The following is a 16,145-nucleotide window of genomic DNA, read 5'->3' on the forward strand; positions in this document are numbered from 1 at the left end:
TCTATATATAATTTATAAAAAACCAAAGTCATAATATTTAATAGTTTAAACTAAAAATTAAAAATAAGGATAACAAAAAAAGTCCTACTTTGAGGACTTTTTTATAAGTCAAAAGGGACGGCAGAATGTGTGGTTATTCCGCTAATATAATCAGAAAAGGGGTTATAAAAACTCACCTACAAAATGAAATAGGGTCTTCAAAAAACATCAAGGCCTAAACTTTAGATATTAACTAATGTTTAGGCCTTATTTTAAGGGGCAAGCTTGCGATTGAGCCCTTTAAGAAATATACTTAACCCATTGATAAACCCTCTTTTAAACATCATTGACAGAGCCTAAAGCTTCAGCTTCAAGCTGGATTAACTTTTTAAAATGACTATTCTACATCTAACGTTAGATTGTATTCATCCATAAAAACATATCTAGGATGTACTACATATAATTTTAACGCTCCATTATCAGACTTTTCCAACATATAGTTAATGGCTTTTATTCTTCCCTGCTCATCGAATTCTTCAAACCAACCTTCTGATTTTCTCCTAGTTAACTTTACGCCAACCAATTGTTGGTTTTCATTTGGATTTTTATACTTTAGATTAACCTTTAAATGACCATACTCGTTTTCCTGTCCTGATACAATTTTTTCTACACTTTCAACCATTACGCTGCCATTTTTAAAGGCAATCTCTTTATTTATTTCAACTACCTCTCCTTCTTTAGGAATCGGCAGTGTGATTTTTTCTTCTTCATTTGACTCCACTACTACAAAGGGGATATGAAGGAGAAACTCTTTTGATCCATCACTTATATCAAAGGTATAGGCTGCATTCAGGTCACTTCCATAAGACCCCGGCAATGTATAATCCTTATTTCCATTCTCCGTTTTCAATGTCAGCTTTTTACCGAAGTACTCCATTTCATATTCATTATAAAAACTGATCAGATTGTATTCTGAATGGTTTATAGGATATACATTTACCTGCAATTGATTACTTGCTATCGATGATATAGCGGTTAAGCTTATATTATTATGGATGCCTGTGGCTCCGATTTGGTCCAGGCTATTATATTGATCTAATGTTACTAACTGAAAATCTGCAGTGATATCAAAATCTTCATATTGGAGGGTATAGACTTTAGAGGGATGAATGTTCTTTTCTTCTAACTCAAAGGTTGCAGAAAAATAGGATGTTAGGCCGCCTGCGCTGCTTCCCCCGGACATCTTGTATTTTTCATTATCTACCATAAGATAAATATTGGGTTCTACCAATTTATCTTCTTTTTTTATTTGCTCCCATTCTTCTTCCTTCTCCAACATAAATTGTTCTTCTGTGCAGTTCTTTCTCTCAAAGCTAAAATTAACGGTGATACAATCCTTTGTGGCTACTGCGCTTAAGACCTTTAAAATTCCCTGGTCTGTTTCTACACTTTCACATTGTTTTAATTGATATAAAATATCTTGATTATCCTCAACAATTCCTACACCAGGAATCAATCCAAACATTTTGCTGAATGCATGTACAATGCTGTCGCTATTTTTCCAAGCAAATAGGCATACTAAAATTACAGCTGCTGAAGCGGCATAGACTTTCCATCTAGCATTTTTCTTTTTTGATCCTTTGCCGCGGCTATCCTTCAATTCTTTTCTCTTGCCCTGCACCTCTTCATAAATGCTGCGGTCTTTTTCTATTGCTATATCTTTCTCAGTGCTTTTATTCATTCCAACCTTTAAAGCAACTCTTTCTTTAATATCCTGCACATATTCCTTATCCAAATGTAGACAATCTATAGAATAACCTTCTAATAATATTTGTGTCTCTTCTATATCTAATTCATTCATGAAATCAGTGACTTTCGCATCTATATCCTCCTCACTTAGCAAGCAAATTTTCTTCTCTTCCATATTGCACACCTCCCAACAAAAATTTAAGTTTCTTTAAACCCCTGGAAATTTTTTTATCCACTGTATTATCCCGTAAGTTCAATGCATCGGCAATCTCTTTCGTTTTTTGACCCAAATAATACCTTCTAACAAAGATCTCTTTATCCGGCTCCCCAAGAGAATCAATGGCTTGCAATAAAACTTTCTTTTCTTCCTTTTTTAACATATCGTGCTCTAGGTCTGTCTTGCAATCTTGATATTCCATCAACTCCCCATTTATGCCAATATTACTGGCGACTCGGACTAATTTACGATACAAATCAACTGCTTTATGATGTGCGATCATTGCCAGATAAACTTTTACAGAGCCTTTATCTAAATTAATCCGGTCAATTTGTTGATAGAATGCCATGAAAACATCGCTAACACATTCTTTGGCATCTTCTGTCGTTCCAACGGTAGATATTTTTCCATATACGATGGTATAAATTAAGTCTACGTACTGTTCTATGACATATTCCAGTCCTTGTTCCGGGTTCTTTTTACATTCATTCAGCAATTCTATATCCTGCAAGTTTTCTACCTCCTTTTCCCTTTTTAAACTTTTCACTTATTAATTCGTTATAATATTTTATTGCCTGACCAATATTTTAAAAATTTTTCGTTCAATCACAGATTTTATGAAAAAACAGTCAGCCATAAGAAAAAAACCAACATTCAATGTTGGCTTTTTTACTATCTGATTAGATTTAAAATAACAATGGCACTTCCTATTGTCCAGGTATAATAGGAAAAATAGTAGAGTTTTTCCTTTTTAATAAAATTAATTAAAGTCCTTATAGCAAGAACTCCGGCTATAAAGGAAGCGAAAATACCTGCAAGAAGAATGGAAAAGGTCATATCTCCTGTACCATGGGCGATAGCATCTTTTGCCTCTAATAGTACTGCCCCTCCTATGGAAGGGATAGAAATGAGAAAGGAGAATTTAGTAGCTAACTCCTTGTTAAAGCCTCTAAATAAAGAGCCTACAATCGTAGAGCCGGAACGGGAGATCCCAGGAGTAATGGCAAACCCTTGAAAAAGTCCAACGATAACAGCATCTACCCAGTTCATTTGCTTGATATTTCTTTTACCGCTATGAACCCTTTCAGCTGTCCATAGGAGCGTACCCGTTATGATTAGGGAAAAGCCGATAATGAGTTGAGATCTGTAAAAGCCTTCGAAAATATCCTTAAGAAAGATTCCCATCAAGCCGGTAGGGATCGTAGCTATAATGATTAAAATCCCCAGCTTTCTATGATCATTGTTTATTTTGAAGCCTTTGCCTTTAAAAACATCAAAAATCATCAAGATGAATTCCTTACAGATTAAAAAAATATCCGATGAATATACAAAGAAGACAGAAATAAGCGTGCCAAGGTGAAGCATCACTGTCAAAAACAGTATTTTGTCTTCAGGCGTATTTAATAGATGCTGGGCAACGGATAAATGACCTGAGCTGCTGACGGGTAAAAATTCTGTCAATCCCTGGACAATTCCTAATAGAATGGCTTTAAAAATTGTCAAAAAAGCACCTCCTCTAAAATGTATGTAACCTAATCAATTATACCATAATGACAGTAAATGATTCCCTTACCAATAATGAATTTATTGTAAGAAATTAGAAACCGTTATAATGGTGCATTTTGGTTTGAAAATTTATCAATGAACGAATTTACAAAAACGAATAAAAGATTTCTTTACAAGAATATCCAGTTGCTATATAATAAAAATGAAAAAAGACTGGGGGGTCTTTAATGCAGATACTAAAGGATGAAATTAATGAAAAGATCCTAAAGGCAGCAAAAACCTTCTTCTTAGACATTGGTTTTGAAAAGGCATCTATGAGTATGATCGCCAAAGAGGCAGGCGTTAGCAAGAGTAACTTGTATAACTATTTTTCATCTAAGGAAGAAATTTTTTATGCTTTAACAGAAGAAGCTTATATACAAATCAACAATACCATGGAAAATCTGTTAAGGCATGATTCTGAAGACTGTTTTCAACTGGAAAAATTTACAGCATTGATGACAAAGGAACTGATTGTACTGCTGACAAAATACAGGGAAGAAATATTGCTCATTTTGGATCGCTCTATAGGAACTAAATTTGAAAATGCCAAAGAGGAGATCATTCACCGACTAGAGAAACACATGAAGTGGGAATTCAAGCAGTACCATATTACTTTGGAAAATGAGGACTGGTTTTTTGCCCACTATATATCAACCAGCTTAATAGAAGGCTTATTAGAAATTATCCGGCATAATCAAAGTGATATGTGGATTCAGAATAATGTAAAGATGTTGGTGGGCTATTATATCTATGGGTATTCCTATTTTTTTGCTGATTCAATCAGCTAAATTTTTTTAATTAAAAACGACCGATTGGTTGTTATTGGTTTCTGAACAAATCTTCATAAGGAAAGGGGCAAAGAATATATGAAAAAGTTTTGGAGTGCGGTTACGAGCGGAATCCTTTTATTGTCTTTGTTGACTGGTTGTGCCGCCAGTGGGGCCGATGCAGAAGATGAAAGAATTGTAAAGCCTGTGGCAGTGATGACCCTGAGAGAGGAATCCAGGCCGGTTGCCCTTCAGTATACCGGGAGGATAGAAGCAAAGGAGATGATAAAATATTCCTTCAAAACTTCAGGAAGAATTGGAAAAGTATTTGTAGAAGAAGGTCAATCCGTAAAAAAAGGAGATCCCCTTGCGCTTCTGGAACAGGAAGAATTGAACTTTGCCCTGCAAGGAGCTAAGGCGCAGATGGATGCTGCAAAGGCTCAATATGACAAAGCCTTCAACGGTGCAAGGGTTGAGGAGATAGAAATGGCAAAGCTGAATGCAGACAAAGCGCAAGAACAATATGAATTTGTGAAGGACTATTATGAAAAAGCAAAAGCATTGTATGACAGCGGTGGAATCTCTGAACAGGCTCTAAAAGAAGCGAAATTGCAGCAAGATCAAGCGAAAGCTAGTTTAGAACAGGTCCAGAAGGTATACAAAGTAACTCAAAGCGGTGCCAGGATAGAAGAACTGGAAGCGCTCTATCAGCAATATGAAGTGGCAAAAGCAAATTTTAACGCCAGTGAAAAACTGCTGGAGGATGCACTCATTTTGGCCGATTGCGACGGCTATGTAGTTGGTATTCCGGGAAAAGCCGGTGAAATTGCCGGAGCGGGTTATCCGGTAGTGGTTATAGGCAGCGCAGCCTATAAGGGGCGTATTGGTTTAACCCAGGAGGATATTTCAAAAGTGGATGTGGGCAGTGAGGTAACGGTTTTCATTAATGAACAACAAATAAAGGGAAGGATCACTACGATAGGTAAAATACCTGATGAAAAAACGCAAACCTACCCAGTGGATATTGCTTTGGACCACTGGGAGGAATTAAGTGTAGGAACAATCATCAAAGTCTCCATTCCAGTAGGTGAAGAGAATGGTATATGGGTTCCGGTTCAATATATACTCAATGATGGAGAAGATTATGTTTTCATCGTAGAGGAGGGAAGGGCCAAGCGAAAAAATGTACAAATGACAAAAATCCAGGAAGATAAGGTTTTATTAGAAGGGCTGCAGGAAGGAGAAATATTGATTACAGAAGGGATCAAAGGCATTAAAGATGGATATGCGGTAGCCATGGATATTGATTTCAATGATGGCGTGCAGTAGGGGGAAAGAAGATGAAAAATTTAATAAGAATCGCTGTTGAACAAAGAAAAATTGTATTGTTTATGGCCCTGCTGGCCGCTATTTTGGGGATTTATAGCTATATGATGATTCCGAAACAGGAGAATCCCCATATAAAGGTAACGGCATCTATGGTAACAACTTTATACCCCGGAGCTTCGCCCCAGGATATGGAGGAGCTGGTTACCAAAAAGATTGAAGATGCCGTATCAGAGATATCAGAATTTAAACAGGTTTCTTCAGAGTCTGCAAAAAATGTATCGGTGGTAATTGTTGAATATCATAATGACGCAGATATTGATAAGGCCAATCAAGCGTTAAGAGAGAAAATTAATCGTGTAAAAGGCCAATTGCCGAAAGGGTGCCTGGAACCGGAAATAGATACGGATTTGGCGGAGGCGGCTGGGATGTTGATCAGCCTTTCTGGAGAAGGATATACCTATGAGCAGCTGTCTTATTATGCTGAAGCAATAGAGGATGCTATTGCCGGAATAGATGGGATCTATAAAACAAAACTGGTAGGGAATGTAGATAAGCAGATAACGGTAAAGGTGGATACAGATCGATTAAATCAGTTAGATCTGTCTTTCGGTGAGATCAATCAAATACTCTATGCACAAAATGTGGAAATTCCAAATGGAGCTTTAGAGAATGAAGCCGGAAAACTCTATGTGAGGGCAAAGGGTTTTTATCAATCGATAGAAGATATTAAAAATACGATTGTAGGGGTTTCGCCAGAAAATGGAGGCATCCTTCGGCTCAAAGATATTGCCACTATAGAGATGGAGCTGAAGGAAGATGTTGAGAAAACCAAGCAAGGGGAGCAGTCAGCAGTTATTCTCACCGGTTATTTCAAGGAAGATAAAAACATAATACCCATCGGAAAAAAAGTTAGGGAAACGTTAGAGAGCTTAAAAAAGAACCTGCCCCAGGATCTGATTTTAACAGAAGTAATCTTTCAGCCGGAAGATGTTCAGAAAAGCATGAAGGGTTTTACTACCAACCTCATTCTAGGTATGGTTTTGGTTATAGTCGTTATATTTATTGGAATGGGTTTTAGAAATGCTTTGGTGGTTGCCATGGGTATTCCCTTTGCTGTAGCAGTGACCTTTATTGCAATGAAGGCTACCCAGGTAACCTTTCAAAGCGTTTCTCTAGCCGGCCTGATCATTGCTTTAGGAATGATTGTGGATAACACCATTGTCATCAGCGATGGAATAGCAGTCAGGTATTCCAATGGAGAAAGCAAGAGAGAGGCAGCCATCAATGCCACCGGCGCTGCAGCCATGCCTGTTTTCACCTCAACCTTAACCACCTTGGCCGCCTTTGTGCCTTTATTGTTCATACCGGGCGATGTGGGAAGTTTTTTATCCAGCTTGCCGAAGGTTGTTATTTATGCATTGACAGCTTCCTTTATCTCCGCTGTTTTTGTGACACCAGCCCTACTGACTATGGTTATAAAAAGAAAAGAATCTACTGATAAGGGAACGGGGAAGATCAAAGAAAGATTTATGGCCTTACTCCAATTGGGCATAAAAAGAAAAGGGAGAACATTGGCTGTGGCCCTCCTTTTATTCCTACTGACTGTTGGCGTTGTGATGCCCCAGCTAAAAGTAGCATTTTTTCCGAAGGCAGATAAAGATGTGCTTTATATTGACACCTTTGTTGAGAAGGTGGGAGATTTAAAGCACACAGAAAAAATAGCAGGGCAGATCAATCAATTGATGTTGGAAGAGCCGGAAATATTGGATGTAACAACGGGAATCGGCACTTCCATGCCCAAATTTTATACGACCATGATGCCCTTTCCCAATAAAGAAAACTATACGCGGGCAATATTGAAGTTTGATATAAAAAAGAGCCGGCGGTTTAAGACAAAAACAGAACTTGCACTGTATCTTCAAGAGAAATTAGATGCTCAAATGATTGGCGCTGCAGCCACGGTTAAGATGTTGGAAATGACTGATACGGAAACGCCTGTAGTCATAAGGGTGCTGGGCGAAGATATGAACCGGTTAAAAGCGGTCTCCTGGGAGCTTGAAAAGAGACTTAAAGATACTCCCGGAACCATTAATGTAAAGAGCAATGCCAGTGAAAATACTTTTGAATATTTAATAGATGCAGATACCGATAAGGCAGTTATGATGGGGATACTGAATTCCGATATCCAACAGGAGGTGAGTACGGCCCTTTTTGGCAGTAGAAATGCAGTATTCAGAAAGGCCGCCAAGGAATACGACATCCAATTAATAAGTAATATGAAGCGTGTGAATGAATTGGAAAACCTGGCTATCAAGTCCAGCATTACGGGGGAGAAGGTACTCCTTAAGCAGGTCGCCCAGATCAAATTGGAGCCCCAAATTGATAGCATAAGACGCTTTAAAAAGCAAAGGAGCGTTTTGGTAACCAGTGATGTTAAGCCTGGCTTTAGCCCTGTGGATGTTGAAAATCACATAGAGAATGTAGCGCTAAAAGATATAGATTTAGATGGCGTCAAAATCGTTTTTGATGGAGAAAGGGAAAAAATTGGAGAAAATTTTTCCAATATGGGTGCTTTGGGAATTTTAATCTTCTTTCTGATCTATAGTATACTGCTTATAGAATTTCAATCCTTCATTGAGCCCTTTATCATTCTGCTGACGGTGCCCCTCTCCTTGATTGGTTCTATGCTTGGACTCTGGATATTTAGAAAACCCCTATCACTGACGGCCCTTCTTGGTGTGATTAGTCTAATGGGAATCGTAGTAAACAATGCCATTTTACTAATTGACTACATTAAAGATGCCAGAAAACAGGGAGATGGAAGTGAAGAGGCTTGCATCAATGCCGTGAATCTGCGGTTTAGGCCCATCATGCTCAGCTCCATCACAACGCTGATGGGCTTAGTACCTTTGGCGGTTTCCGCCAGTGAATTATTTAGTCCTATGGCCATTGCCCTTATGGGAGGACTCATGGTGTCTACATTATTGACCATGATCATTATACCCGTGATCTATCTTTCATTTGAAAGTTTCAAAAACCGGTTTGCAGTAAAAGCAACTTAAAAGCATGAAAAACCGTCCCTAACTTTACTTGTGAGAAGCATCTACCTGGCTTGTAGGGGTAGTACCAGCATCCTGACACTTATCTATACTCAAGAGGGAAAAATTGAGCGTTTTCAATGTGTTTAACGTTGTGCATATGTAAAGCATGTAATTATATTGACAACCTATAAAATAGCTCGTGGACTACTCTAAAAGTCCATGAGCTATTTTGTGTTATCCCAGAAATTAATTTTGATAGTTTTGGGAGATAAAATCTCAATGCCGAAAAAACCCTACTTTTAGTGATGATTTAAATGGACTTTTTATGTTCTTCGATCCATTTTAAAATACAATCTTTACTGCACTGGCTCTGTGCTATAGCTAAACCTAGACCAATTAATTCTTGCTGAGTATAGGTTATTTCTATTCCATTAACCTCTAATCCAACAGTCAGAGTATGAACAGCAATTCGCTTGTTCCCATCCTGAAAAGAATGATTCTGACCTAAGCCATAACAGAGGACAGCAAATTTTTCTTCTATCGCGGGATATAATTCCTCTCCCTCAAAAGTTTGCAAAGGGTTATAGTAAGCAGACTCTAATAGTTTTTGATCTTTTATTCCTGGACTCCCTCCAGTGTACTGTACGATCATAGCTTGGTCACTTATAATTTGCTCTAAAGATGGATAAATCATTTCGCAAGCTCTTTATAAGCTTCAAAGTTTTTGAACAACATCTTTTTACTTACTTCTTCCCAAGCTTTTTCTTCTTCATTATTTTCTACGGTTTGAGCAATTTCCTCGAAATCTATAACAAGATACTTTGGTTTATTTTGCTTTAAAATAATAACCATCTTTTCTTCGTCAACAATTTTAGTAACTTTTGAGAAGTTTTGATTCGCTTCTGTAATGCTAACTTGTCTCTTAGGATTGATTAACATTTTCAACACCTCCTATATTTTATATTATAGCATATAAATAGGAGAAATTATACCTATTTACTTAGCGTGGGAAAAGACTAAGTTTTTTACCAATTTATTTGTATACAGAAAACCCCGGTTCTACCGGGGATTCCAAAAAGCTTTAGCTATGAGTAGAAAAAAATAACCTCCTTTTGTTAGAATAAAAAAGGTTCGCCAACCAATTTTAAAAAACAAAGGGAGGTATCCGAAATGGATAAGAACGGTTTAGCACATACGACATGGAATTGTAAATATCACGTAGTGAGCTTTTTCTACTGTAGAGTTAGCATCTTTTAAAAATTCAGTTATATTATCTTCAACAGCTTCCTCTGTAAGTAGCCTAGCAACAGATGAAGACCAGTTTTGAAAGCAAAAAATTTGAATTACTCTGCGTGATTGTTAATTTTGGATGTGGAAGCAAGATAATAAAGTGTGCAAAGCAACATGGCATAACAGGGGGCACAATTTTTTTAGGGAAAGGAACTAACAAAAACCCTATTTTAGAATTCCTAGAGTTATCTGAAATTAGAAGAGAAATTGTTTTAATGGCAGCAGAGAAATCTACAGCTTATACTGCCTTAGAGGGGATTAATAAGAAATTTGGTTTTGTTAAACCAAATCATGGTATAGCAATCAGTACTTCTATTATGAATATATTCGGTACGAAAAGCTCAACAAGCAAAAATATAGCAGAAAGCAGAGGTGTAGAAAGCTCAATGTACAATCTTATTTTTGTAGTTGTTGACAGAGGGAAGGCGGAACTTGCAGTAGAAGCTGCAAACAAGGCAGGTTCTAGAGGCGCAACGATCATCAATACAAGAGGGTCTGGTATCCATGAAACGAGTAAATTATTTGCGATGGAAATAGAACCAGAAAAAGAGATCGTATTGATTATATCTCAAAAGGACCTAACGGAATCGATTGCAGCTTCCATTAGGGATCATCTTGAAATCGATAAGCCAGGGAATGGAGTTATGTTTATCCAAGAAGTAAATAAAACTTATGGTTTATATTAATGGTTTATAGAAAGAAAATATAAAATGATGAAGCAAAGATATCCTTCGGATTTGAACAGTCTGTGATCTGAAGGATCAAAGCATATGTGAAATGTAAAATACGAGAGTCCTCTATATTTTGAAGAATATATAGACAAATAGTTTTTTATAACAGAGTTCTAGGTAGCAGGCAGTTAGAATCATACATCTAATGATATGAAAAAATCTTAAATAGCCATATCGTTAATAAGCCATCACCACATTTCATAAGATGTGGCGATGGCTTGTTGCTATTTACATATATTTACAATTACCTTTCAGTACATGACACAGTTGCTGGGATTACCCCTTGTAGATGTTTTTTGTTAAAAAAAAGACTATTATTGAATGATTCAGAAAATTGGTGTAACATATTGGTAAGGTGGTAAGACCACACTACCATATTACCAATATGTTAAAGGGGGATAAAATGAGTATGTATTTGCTGTTTGTAATTGCATTGATCCCAATTGTATGGTTGATGGTATCTTTAGGTATTCTGAAGCTGCCAGCCCATATAACCTGTAGTATGACAACATTGGCTACGCTAATCTTAGCAGTATTTGTATGGAAAATGCCGGTTTTATCTGCAATTTCTGCAACCATTGAAGGAGTGGCTATTGGATTATGGCCAATTATGATTGTAATCATTGCAGCGATCTTTACCTATAACCTGGCACTGCATACGAAAAGCATGGATACGATCAAAAAGATGTTATCCAGTATCACCACCGATGACAGAATTCAAGTACTCATACTGGCTTGGGGATTTGGAGGATTTCTTGAAGCCGTGGCAGGATATGGAACTGCCGTAGCTATTCCTGCAAGCATATTGGCATCTTTAGGCTTTGACCCGATTTTTGCAGCAGTAATATGTTTGATTGCCAACACCGTTCCGACCGCTTTTGGAGCAGTAGGCATACCTGTAACAACCTTGGCCAAAGTCACTGGTTTGGATGTGGCGCCCTTAAGCTATGCCATAGGCATGCAATTGGTCATTTTTATCATGATTATCCCATTTGTCTTGGTAGTTATGACTAGGAAAAGTATCAAAGGATTAAAAGGGGTTCTCGGGATAACCTTTGCCTCGGGATTGGCTTTTGCACTTCCACAGGTATTGGTTGCAAAATTTCTTGGCGCGGAGCTTCCTGCTTTGCTAGGGAGTATATGCAGCATGGCGGTGACCATTTTCTTAGCAAGAAGAAGAAATGAGCAGGGAGAGGCCCATTCGAAAGAAATTATCACGGTAAAAGAAGGGCTATTGGCATGGTTGCCCTATATGCTGATATTTTTCTTTATTATTTTGACCAGTCCTCTATTTCCAGGAGTACAGAGCCTGCTCGGAAATATTGAAACCCAGGTTGTCTTCTATCAGGGAGAAGGTGCAAAGGCAACTTCTTTCAACTGGATTGCTACACCCGGTGCCCTGATTATCATAGCGACCTTTTTGGGAGGCTGGATACAGGGGGCAAAAACACAAGAGATCGCCAAAGTGTTGTTGAATACATTCAAACAACTGACCAAATCAACGATTACAGTAGTATCTATCGTCTCTATGGCTAAGATTATGGGCTATAGCGGAATGATTACCTCTCTGGCTGTTGTTCTTGTAGAAGTCACAGGCAAAAACTTTGCTTTAATTTCTCCGGTTATCGGGATGTTGGGAACCTTTGTAACAGGAAGTGATACTTCTTCCAATATTTTATTCGGAGCACTGCAAAAAGAGGTTGCTACCTCTATTGGGGTGAATCCCTATTGGCTGGCAGCGGCCAACACCTCCGGCGCGACGGCGGGGAAAATGATTTCCCCTCAAAGTATTGCTGTTGCTACATCGGCTACAGGATTGGTAGGATCAGAAGGTCGAATCTTTAACAGCACGATAAAATTCTGCATGATTTATGTATTGATATTGGGGTTATTGGTTTATGCAGGAAGTTTGTTTGTGTAGCAGGGTAGAAAGAAAAAACAAAAATATTTTAGTACATCTATAATCATGAGAAGCATTCAACAAGGAGGTTTATGTATGGAAATACTGGTATGTATTAAGCAGGTCCCTGGAACTACAGAGGTAGAAGTAGATGAAAAAACAGGGGTTTTAAAAAGAGATGGAATTGATTCGAAGATGAATCCCTATGATTTATATGCCCTGGAAACGGCTATCAGAATGAAAGAAAGCAAAGGCGGAAGGGTAGGCGTTATCAGTATGGGGCCACCGCAAGCAGAAGCGATTATCAGAGAAGCCTATATGATGGGGGTAGACCATGGCGCATTGTTAACGGAAAGAAAATTTGCAGGGGCGGATGTGCTGGCAACAGCATATACGTTGGCACAGGGTATCAAGAAAATGGGTAACCCAGATTTAATTATCTGTGGAAAAATGACCACCGATGGAGACACCGCCCAGGTAGGGCCAGAAATCGCAGAATTTCTTGAAATCCCACATGTCGCCAATGTGTTAAGTATTCTGGAAGTAAAGGACAAATCAATCGTTGTGGAAATGGATATGCCAAACAGCATAGAAATCGCAGAAGTTCAGCTCCCTTGCCTGATTACTGTAGAAAAGGATATATTTCAACCTAGGCTGCCATCCTTTAAATTGAAGCTGGCTACAAAGGATAGAAAGATAGATTTCTATGGATTAGAAGACTTAGAAGATCAAAATGAAAAGAATTATGGCTTGAGTGGGTCGCCTACCCAGGTGAAACGCATATTCCCACCGGAAGCCAATCAAAATCATGAGATTTGGGAAGGCACAGACATGGAATTATCCGATAGATTGCTCAAAAAATTAAAAGCGTTAAAGTTTGCTTAGGAGGGATCATATGGCTAAAATTATCATTCACCAGGAAAAGGTAACTTGTCCCGAGGCATTGATTCAGCTATGTCCATTTTCAGCTATTGAATATATTAATGAGTATCTCCAGATCAATGCTGCTTGTAAAATGTGCAAGATTTGTATTAAGAAAGGACCCGAGGGGGTATTTGAGTTTATAGAAGATCCGGTAGTAGAAATTGATAAATCGGCTTGGAGAGGAATTGCCGTATATGTGGATCATGTGGAGGGGGAAATTCATCCGGTTACCTATGAATTAATCGGTAAGGCCAGGGAAATGGCGAATAAGATCAATCATCCTGTCTACTGTGTATTGATGGGACACGGCATTGGAGAAAAGGCGAAGGATTTACTCCATTATGGCGTGGATGAAGTGTTTGTATATGATGAAGAAGAATTGAAGGACTTCAGAATCGAACCCTATACGGCAGTTTTTGAGGATTTCATTAAAAAAGTGCAGCCAACCATTGTACTGGTAGGGGGAACTACCATCGGAAGATCTCTTGCGCCAAGAACGGCTGCAAGATTCAGAACCGGTCTAACGGCAGACTGTACCATATTAGATGTACAGGAAAATACAGACTTGGACCAAATCCGGCCAGCCTTTGGAGGCAACATCATGGCCCATATCTTCACACCCAACCACCGGCCTCAATTTGCTACCGTCAGATACAAAATATTTACTGCACCTGAAAAAATCATGGAGGCCTTTGGAAAAGTTACGCTGTGTACAATTGATAAAAACAAACTTTCATCGGGTATTCAGGTATTAGAGATTAAGAAAAAGGAAAAGGTTGCAACGATTGAAGATGCAGAAATCATTATCGTTGCAGGCAGAGCTGTCAAAAAGGTTGAGGACATGGAAATGATCTACAATTTAGCTGATTTATTAGGGGCCCAGGTGGCGGCCACGCGACCCCTTATTGAAGCAGGATGGGTGGACCCAAGAAAACAGATTGGTCTTAGTGGCAGGACGGTAAAGCCAAAACTAATTCTTACCTGTGGGGTATCGGGAGCCATTCAGTTTGTAGCGGGGATGAATAATTCAGAATGTATCATTGCCATCAATAAAGACAAAAACGCAACGATATTTAATGCAGCCCATTATGGCATTGTGGGAGATATCTACGAGATAATTCCACGACTGATAGAGAATTTAAAGTGCAACGGAGAAATAAGAGTATTTGAAGCGTTAACAGCCGCCACCATAGAATAAGGAGGAATGGATATGACTTATAAAAAAATAGATGAACAGGATATCTCTTTTCTGATTTCCGCCTGTGGGCAAGATAGAGTTTTTGTTGGGAAAGAAATTAATGAAGATTTTAGTCACGATGAGCTGGCAGGCATTCGAAAATTCCCGGAAGTATTGGTGGAAGTGGAAAATTCCCTTGAAGTATCATCCATTATGAAGTATGCCTATGAGAACAATATTTGTATTACACCGAGAGGTCAGGGTACGGGGCTGGTAGGTGCTTCAGTGGCTATTCATGGTGGAATTATGATCAATATGAGCAAAATGAATAGAATCCTGGAGTTGGATGAAGAAAATCTTACTTTGACTGTAGAACCCGGTGTATTGTTAATGGAAATCTCTAAATATGTAGAGGATCATGATTTGTTTTATCCGCCGGATCCGGGAGAAAAGAGTGCTACCATCGGAGGAAATATTAATACCAATGCAGGGGGCATGCGCGCAGTAAAATACGGCGTGACGAGAGATTATGTAAGGGGCTTGGAAGTGGTATTGCCAACGGGAGAGATTATTGAAGTGGGAGGCAAAGTGGTGAAGAATAGTTCAGGGTACAGCCTCAAAGATTTAATTGTAGGCTCGGAAGGAACCCTTGGGATTGTCACAAAAGCAGTGCTTAAGCTTCTTCCCCTGCCGAAAAAGGCCATTAGTTTATTGATTCCATTCCCTAACCTTGAAATGGCTATCGAGACAGTACCGAAGATTATTAAATCAAAGGCGGTTCCTACAGCGATTGAGTATATGGTACGGGATGTTATTCTAGCTTCAGAAGAATTCTTGGGCAGGAAATTTCCCGATAATTCTTCCGATGCCTACCTACTGCTTACTTTTGATGGAAACAGTACGGAAGAAATTGAAAATGCCTATGAACGGGTGGCCCATATCTGCCTGGAATCAGGAGCACTAGACGTACTCATTTCCAACACCCAAGAAAGACAAGAATCCATATGGAAAGCGAGAGGTGCTTTTTTAGAGGCCATCAAAGCATCTACTACAGAGATGGACGAATGCGATGTGGTGGTTCCTAGAAATCGTATCGCCGAGTTTGTAAAGTTTGCAGATGAATTGCAAAAAACCTGCGATATCAGAATAAAAGGTTTTGGACACGCGGGAGATGGGAATCTCCATATCTACATTTTAAAGGACCAATTGGATGAAGCTGTATGGAAGCGGAAAATGGATGAGGTATTTAAACTGATGTATGAAAAAGCCCATGAATTAGGTGGAAAGGTATCGGGAGAACATGGCATCGGTTATGCCAAAAAAGGATTTTTACAAGAATCAGAGGGGAACACAACCATGGCCCTATTAAAGAATATTAAATTAGCTTTTGATCCTAAAAATATCCTGAACCCGGGAAAAGTTTGTTAGGGTAAAATGGAGAGCAGGGTTTCTTTATGAATAGAATATAAGTTTACTTCAGGAGAAAGAAGAGG

The 16,145-nt window shown here is 38.6% G+C and carries 13 protein-coding genes; 8 read left to right on the top strand and 5 right to left on the bottom strand.

Annotation, left to right across the window (positions count from 1 at the left end; translation table 11 throughout):
• Window positions 1-376: 376 nt before the first annotated feature.
• From Gferi_RS15985 to Gferi_RS15995, 3 genes are all read right to left on the bottom strand, one after another.
• Entirely contained in the window at window positions 377-1,903 is a 1,527-nt protein-coding gene (locus Gferi_RS15985; protein WP_069978223.1) for a hypothetical protein, read from the bottom strand.
• Window positions 1,872-2,456: a sigma-70 family RNA polymerase sigma factor gene (locus tag Gferi_RS15990; RefSeq protein ID WP_069978225.1), complete on the bottom strand. Its 585-nt coding sequence runs from the start codon at window positions 2,454-2,456 to the stop codon at window positions 1,872-1,874. Before Gferi_RS15990 ends, Gferi_RS15985 begins: the two co-directional genes overlap by 32 nt.
• A gap of 161 nt (window positions 2,457-2,617) precedes the next feature.
• Window positions 2,618-3,448: an undecaprenyl-diphosphate phosphatase gene (locus Gferi_RS15995; protein WP_069978227.1), complete on the bottom strand. Its 831-nt coding sequence runs from the start codon at window positions 3,446-3,448 to the stop codon at window positions 2,618-2,620.
• A 230-nt stretch (window positions 3,449-3,678) separates the two neighbouring features.
• On the opposite strand from Gferi_RS15995, the gene Gferi_RS16000 reads away from it, so the two are divergent.
• From Gferi_RS16000 to Gferi_RS16010, 3 genes are all read left to right on the top strand, one after another.
• Entirely contained in the window at window positions 3,679-4,281 is a 603-nt protein-coding gene (locus Gferi_RS16000) for a TetR/AcrR family transcriptional regulator (protein WP_069978229.1), read from the top strand.
• A 78-nt stretch (window positions 4,282-4,359) separates the two neighbouring features.
• Complete coding sequence (locus Gferi_RS16005) at window positions 4,360-5,589, top strand: efflux RND transporter periplasmic adaptor subunit (protein WP_069978230.1); 1,230 nt, start codon at window positions 4,360-4,362, stop codon at window positions 5,587-5,589.
• A gap of 11 nt (window positions 5,590-5,600) precedes the next feature.
• Window positions 5,601-8,651 carry an efflux RND transporter permease subunit gene (locus tag Gferi_RS16010; RefSeq protein ID WP_069978231.1) on the top strand — a complete coding sequence of 1,017 codons (3,051 nt, stop codon included), beginning with the start codon at window positions 5,601-5,603 and terminating at the stop codon, window positions 8,649-8,651.
• Between the two features lie 289 nt (window positions 8,652-8,940).
• On the opposite strand, the gene Gferi_RS16015 is transcribed toward Gferi_RS16010, so the two are convergent.
• Together Gferi_RS16015 and Gferi_RS16020 are read right to left on the bottom strand one after the other, a co-directional pair.
• A complete protein-coding gene (locus Gferi_RS16015) occupies window positions 8,941-9,324 on the bottom strand; it encodes a type II toxin-antitoxin system death-on-curing family toxin (RefSeq protein WP_069978232.1) in 384 nt (127 codons plus the stop codon).
• Entirely contained in the window at window positions 9,321-9,569 is a 249-nt protein-coding gene (locus Gferi_RS16020) for a type II toxin-antitoxin system Phd/YefM family antitoxin (protein ID WP_069973926.1), read from the bottom strand. The genes Gferi_RS16015 and Gferi_RS16020 overlap by 4 nt, the downstream gene beginning before the upstream one ends.
• 371 nt (window positions 9,570-9,940) lie before the next feature.
• Between Gferi_RS16020 and Gferi_RS16025 the strand changes: the two genes are divergently transcribed.
• The 5 genes from Gferi_RS16025 (at window position 9,941) to Gferi_RS16045 (ending at window position 16,080) form a co-directional block, all read left to right on the top strand.
• Window positions 9,941-10,606, top strand: a complete 666-nt coding sequence (locus Gferi_RS16025; protein WP_069978233.1) for a P-II family nitrogen regulator — start codon at window positions 9,941-9,943, stop codon at window positions 10,604-10,606.
• Window positions 10,607-11,054: 448 nt separating this feature from the next.
• Window positions 11,055-12,572, top strand: coding sequence for an L-lactate permease (locus Gferi_RS16030; protein WP_069978235.1), 1,518 nt, complete (start codon window positions 11,055-11,057; stop codon window positions 12,570-12,572).
• A gap of 75 nt (window positions 12,573-12,647) precedes the next feature.
• Window positions 12,648-13,436 carry an electron transfer flavoprotein subunit beta/FixA family protein gene (locus Gferi_RS16035; protein ID WP_069978236.1) on the top strand — a complete coding sequence of 263 codons (789 nt, stop codon included), beginning with the start codon at window positions 12,648-12,650 and terminating at the stop codon, window positions 13,434-13,436.
• Between the two features lie 10 nt (window positions 13,437-13,446).
• On the top strand, window positions 13,447-14,673 hold the full coding sequence (locus Gferi_RS16040) for an electron transfer flavoprotein subunit alpha/FixB family protein (protein ID WP_069978237.1): 1,227 nt from the start codon (window positions 13,447-13,449) through the stop codon (window positions 14,671-14,673).
• Window positions 14,674-14,685: 12 nt separating this feature from the next.
• Window positions 14,686-16,080, top strand: a complete 1,395-nt coding sequence (locus Gferi_RS16045; protein WP_179948105.1) for an FAD-binding oxidoreductase — start codon at window positions 14,686-14,688, stop codon at window positions 16,078-16,080.
• The last annotated feature ends 65 nt before the right edge of the window (window positions 16,081-16,145 follow it).

This window comes from Geosporobacter ferrireducens (genome assembly GCF_001750685.1).
Classification (GTDB): domain Bacteria; phylum Bacillota; class Clostridia; order Peptostreptococcales; family Thermotaleaceae; genus Geosporobacter; species Geosporobacter ferrireducens.

Bases quoted from the DNA above. Each gene is read 5' to 3' on its own strand.
- Gferi_RS15985 (WP_069978223.1), bottom strand. From the start codon at position 1,903: ATGGAAGAGAAGAAAATTTGCTTGCTAAGTGAGGAGGATATAGATGCG.
- Gferi_RS16010 (WP_069978231.1), top strand. From the start codon at position 5,601: ATGAAAAATTTAATAAGAATCGCTGTTGAACAAAGAAAAATTGTATTG.
- Gferi_RS16020 (WP_069973926.1), bottom strand. From the start codon at position 9,569: ATGTTAATCAATCCTAAGAGACAAGTTAGCATTACAGAAGCGAATCAA.
- Gferi_RS16040 (WP_069978237.1), top strand. From the start codon at position 13,447: ATGGCTAAAATTATCATTCACCAGGAAAAGGTAACTTGTCCCGAGGCA.
- Gferi_RS16045 (WP_179948105.1), top strand. From the start codon at position 14,686: ATGACTTATAAAAAAATAGATGAACAGGATATCTCTTTTCTGATTTCC.
- Gferi_RS16025 (WP_069978233.1), top strand. From the start codon at position 9,941: ATGAAGACCAGTTTTGAAAGCAAAAAATTTGAATTACTCTGCGTGATT.
- Gferi_RS16030 (WP_069978235.1), top strand. From the start codon at position 11,055: ATGAGTATGTATTTGCTGTTTGTAATTGCATTGATCCCAATTGTATGG.
- Gferi_RS16005 (WP_069978230.1), top strand. From the start codon at position 4,360: ATGAAAAAGTTTTGGAGTGCGGTTACGAGCGGAATCCTTTTATTGTCT.
- Gferi_RS16035 (WP_069978236.1), top strand. From the start codon at position 12,648: ATGGAAATACTGGTATGTATTAAGCAGGTCCCTGGAACTACAGAGGTA.
- Gferi_RS16015 (WP_069978232.1), bottom strand. From the start codon at position 9,324: ATGATTTATCCATCTTTAGAGCAAATTATAAGTGACCAAGCTATGATC.
- Gferi_RS16000 (WP_069978229.1), top strand. From the start codon at position 3,679: ATGCAGATACTAAAGGATGAAATTAATGAAAAGATCCTAAAGGCAGCA.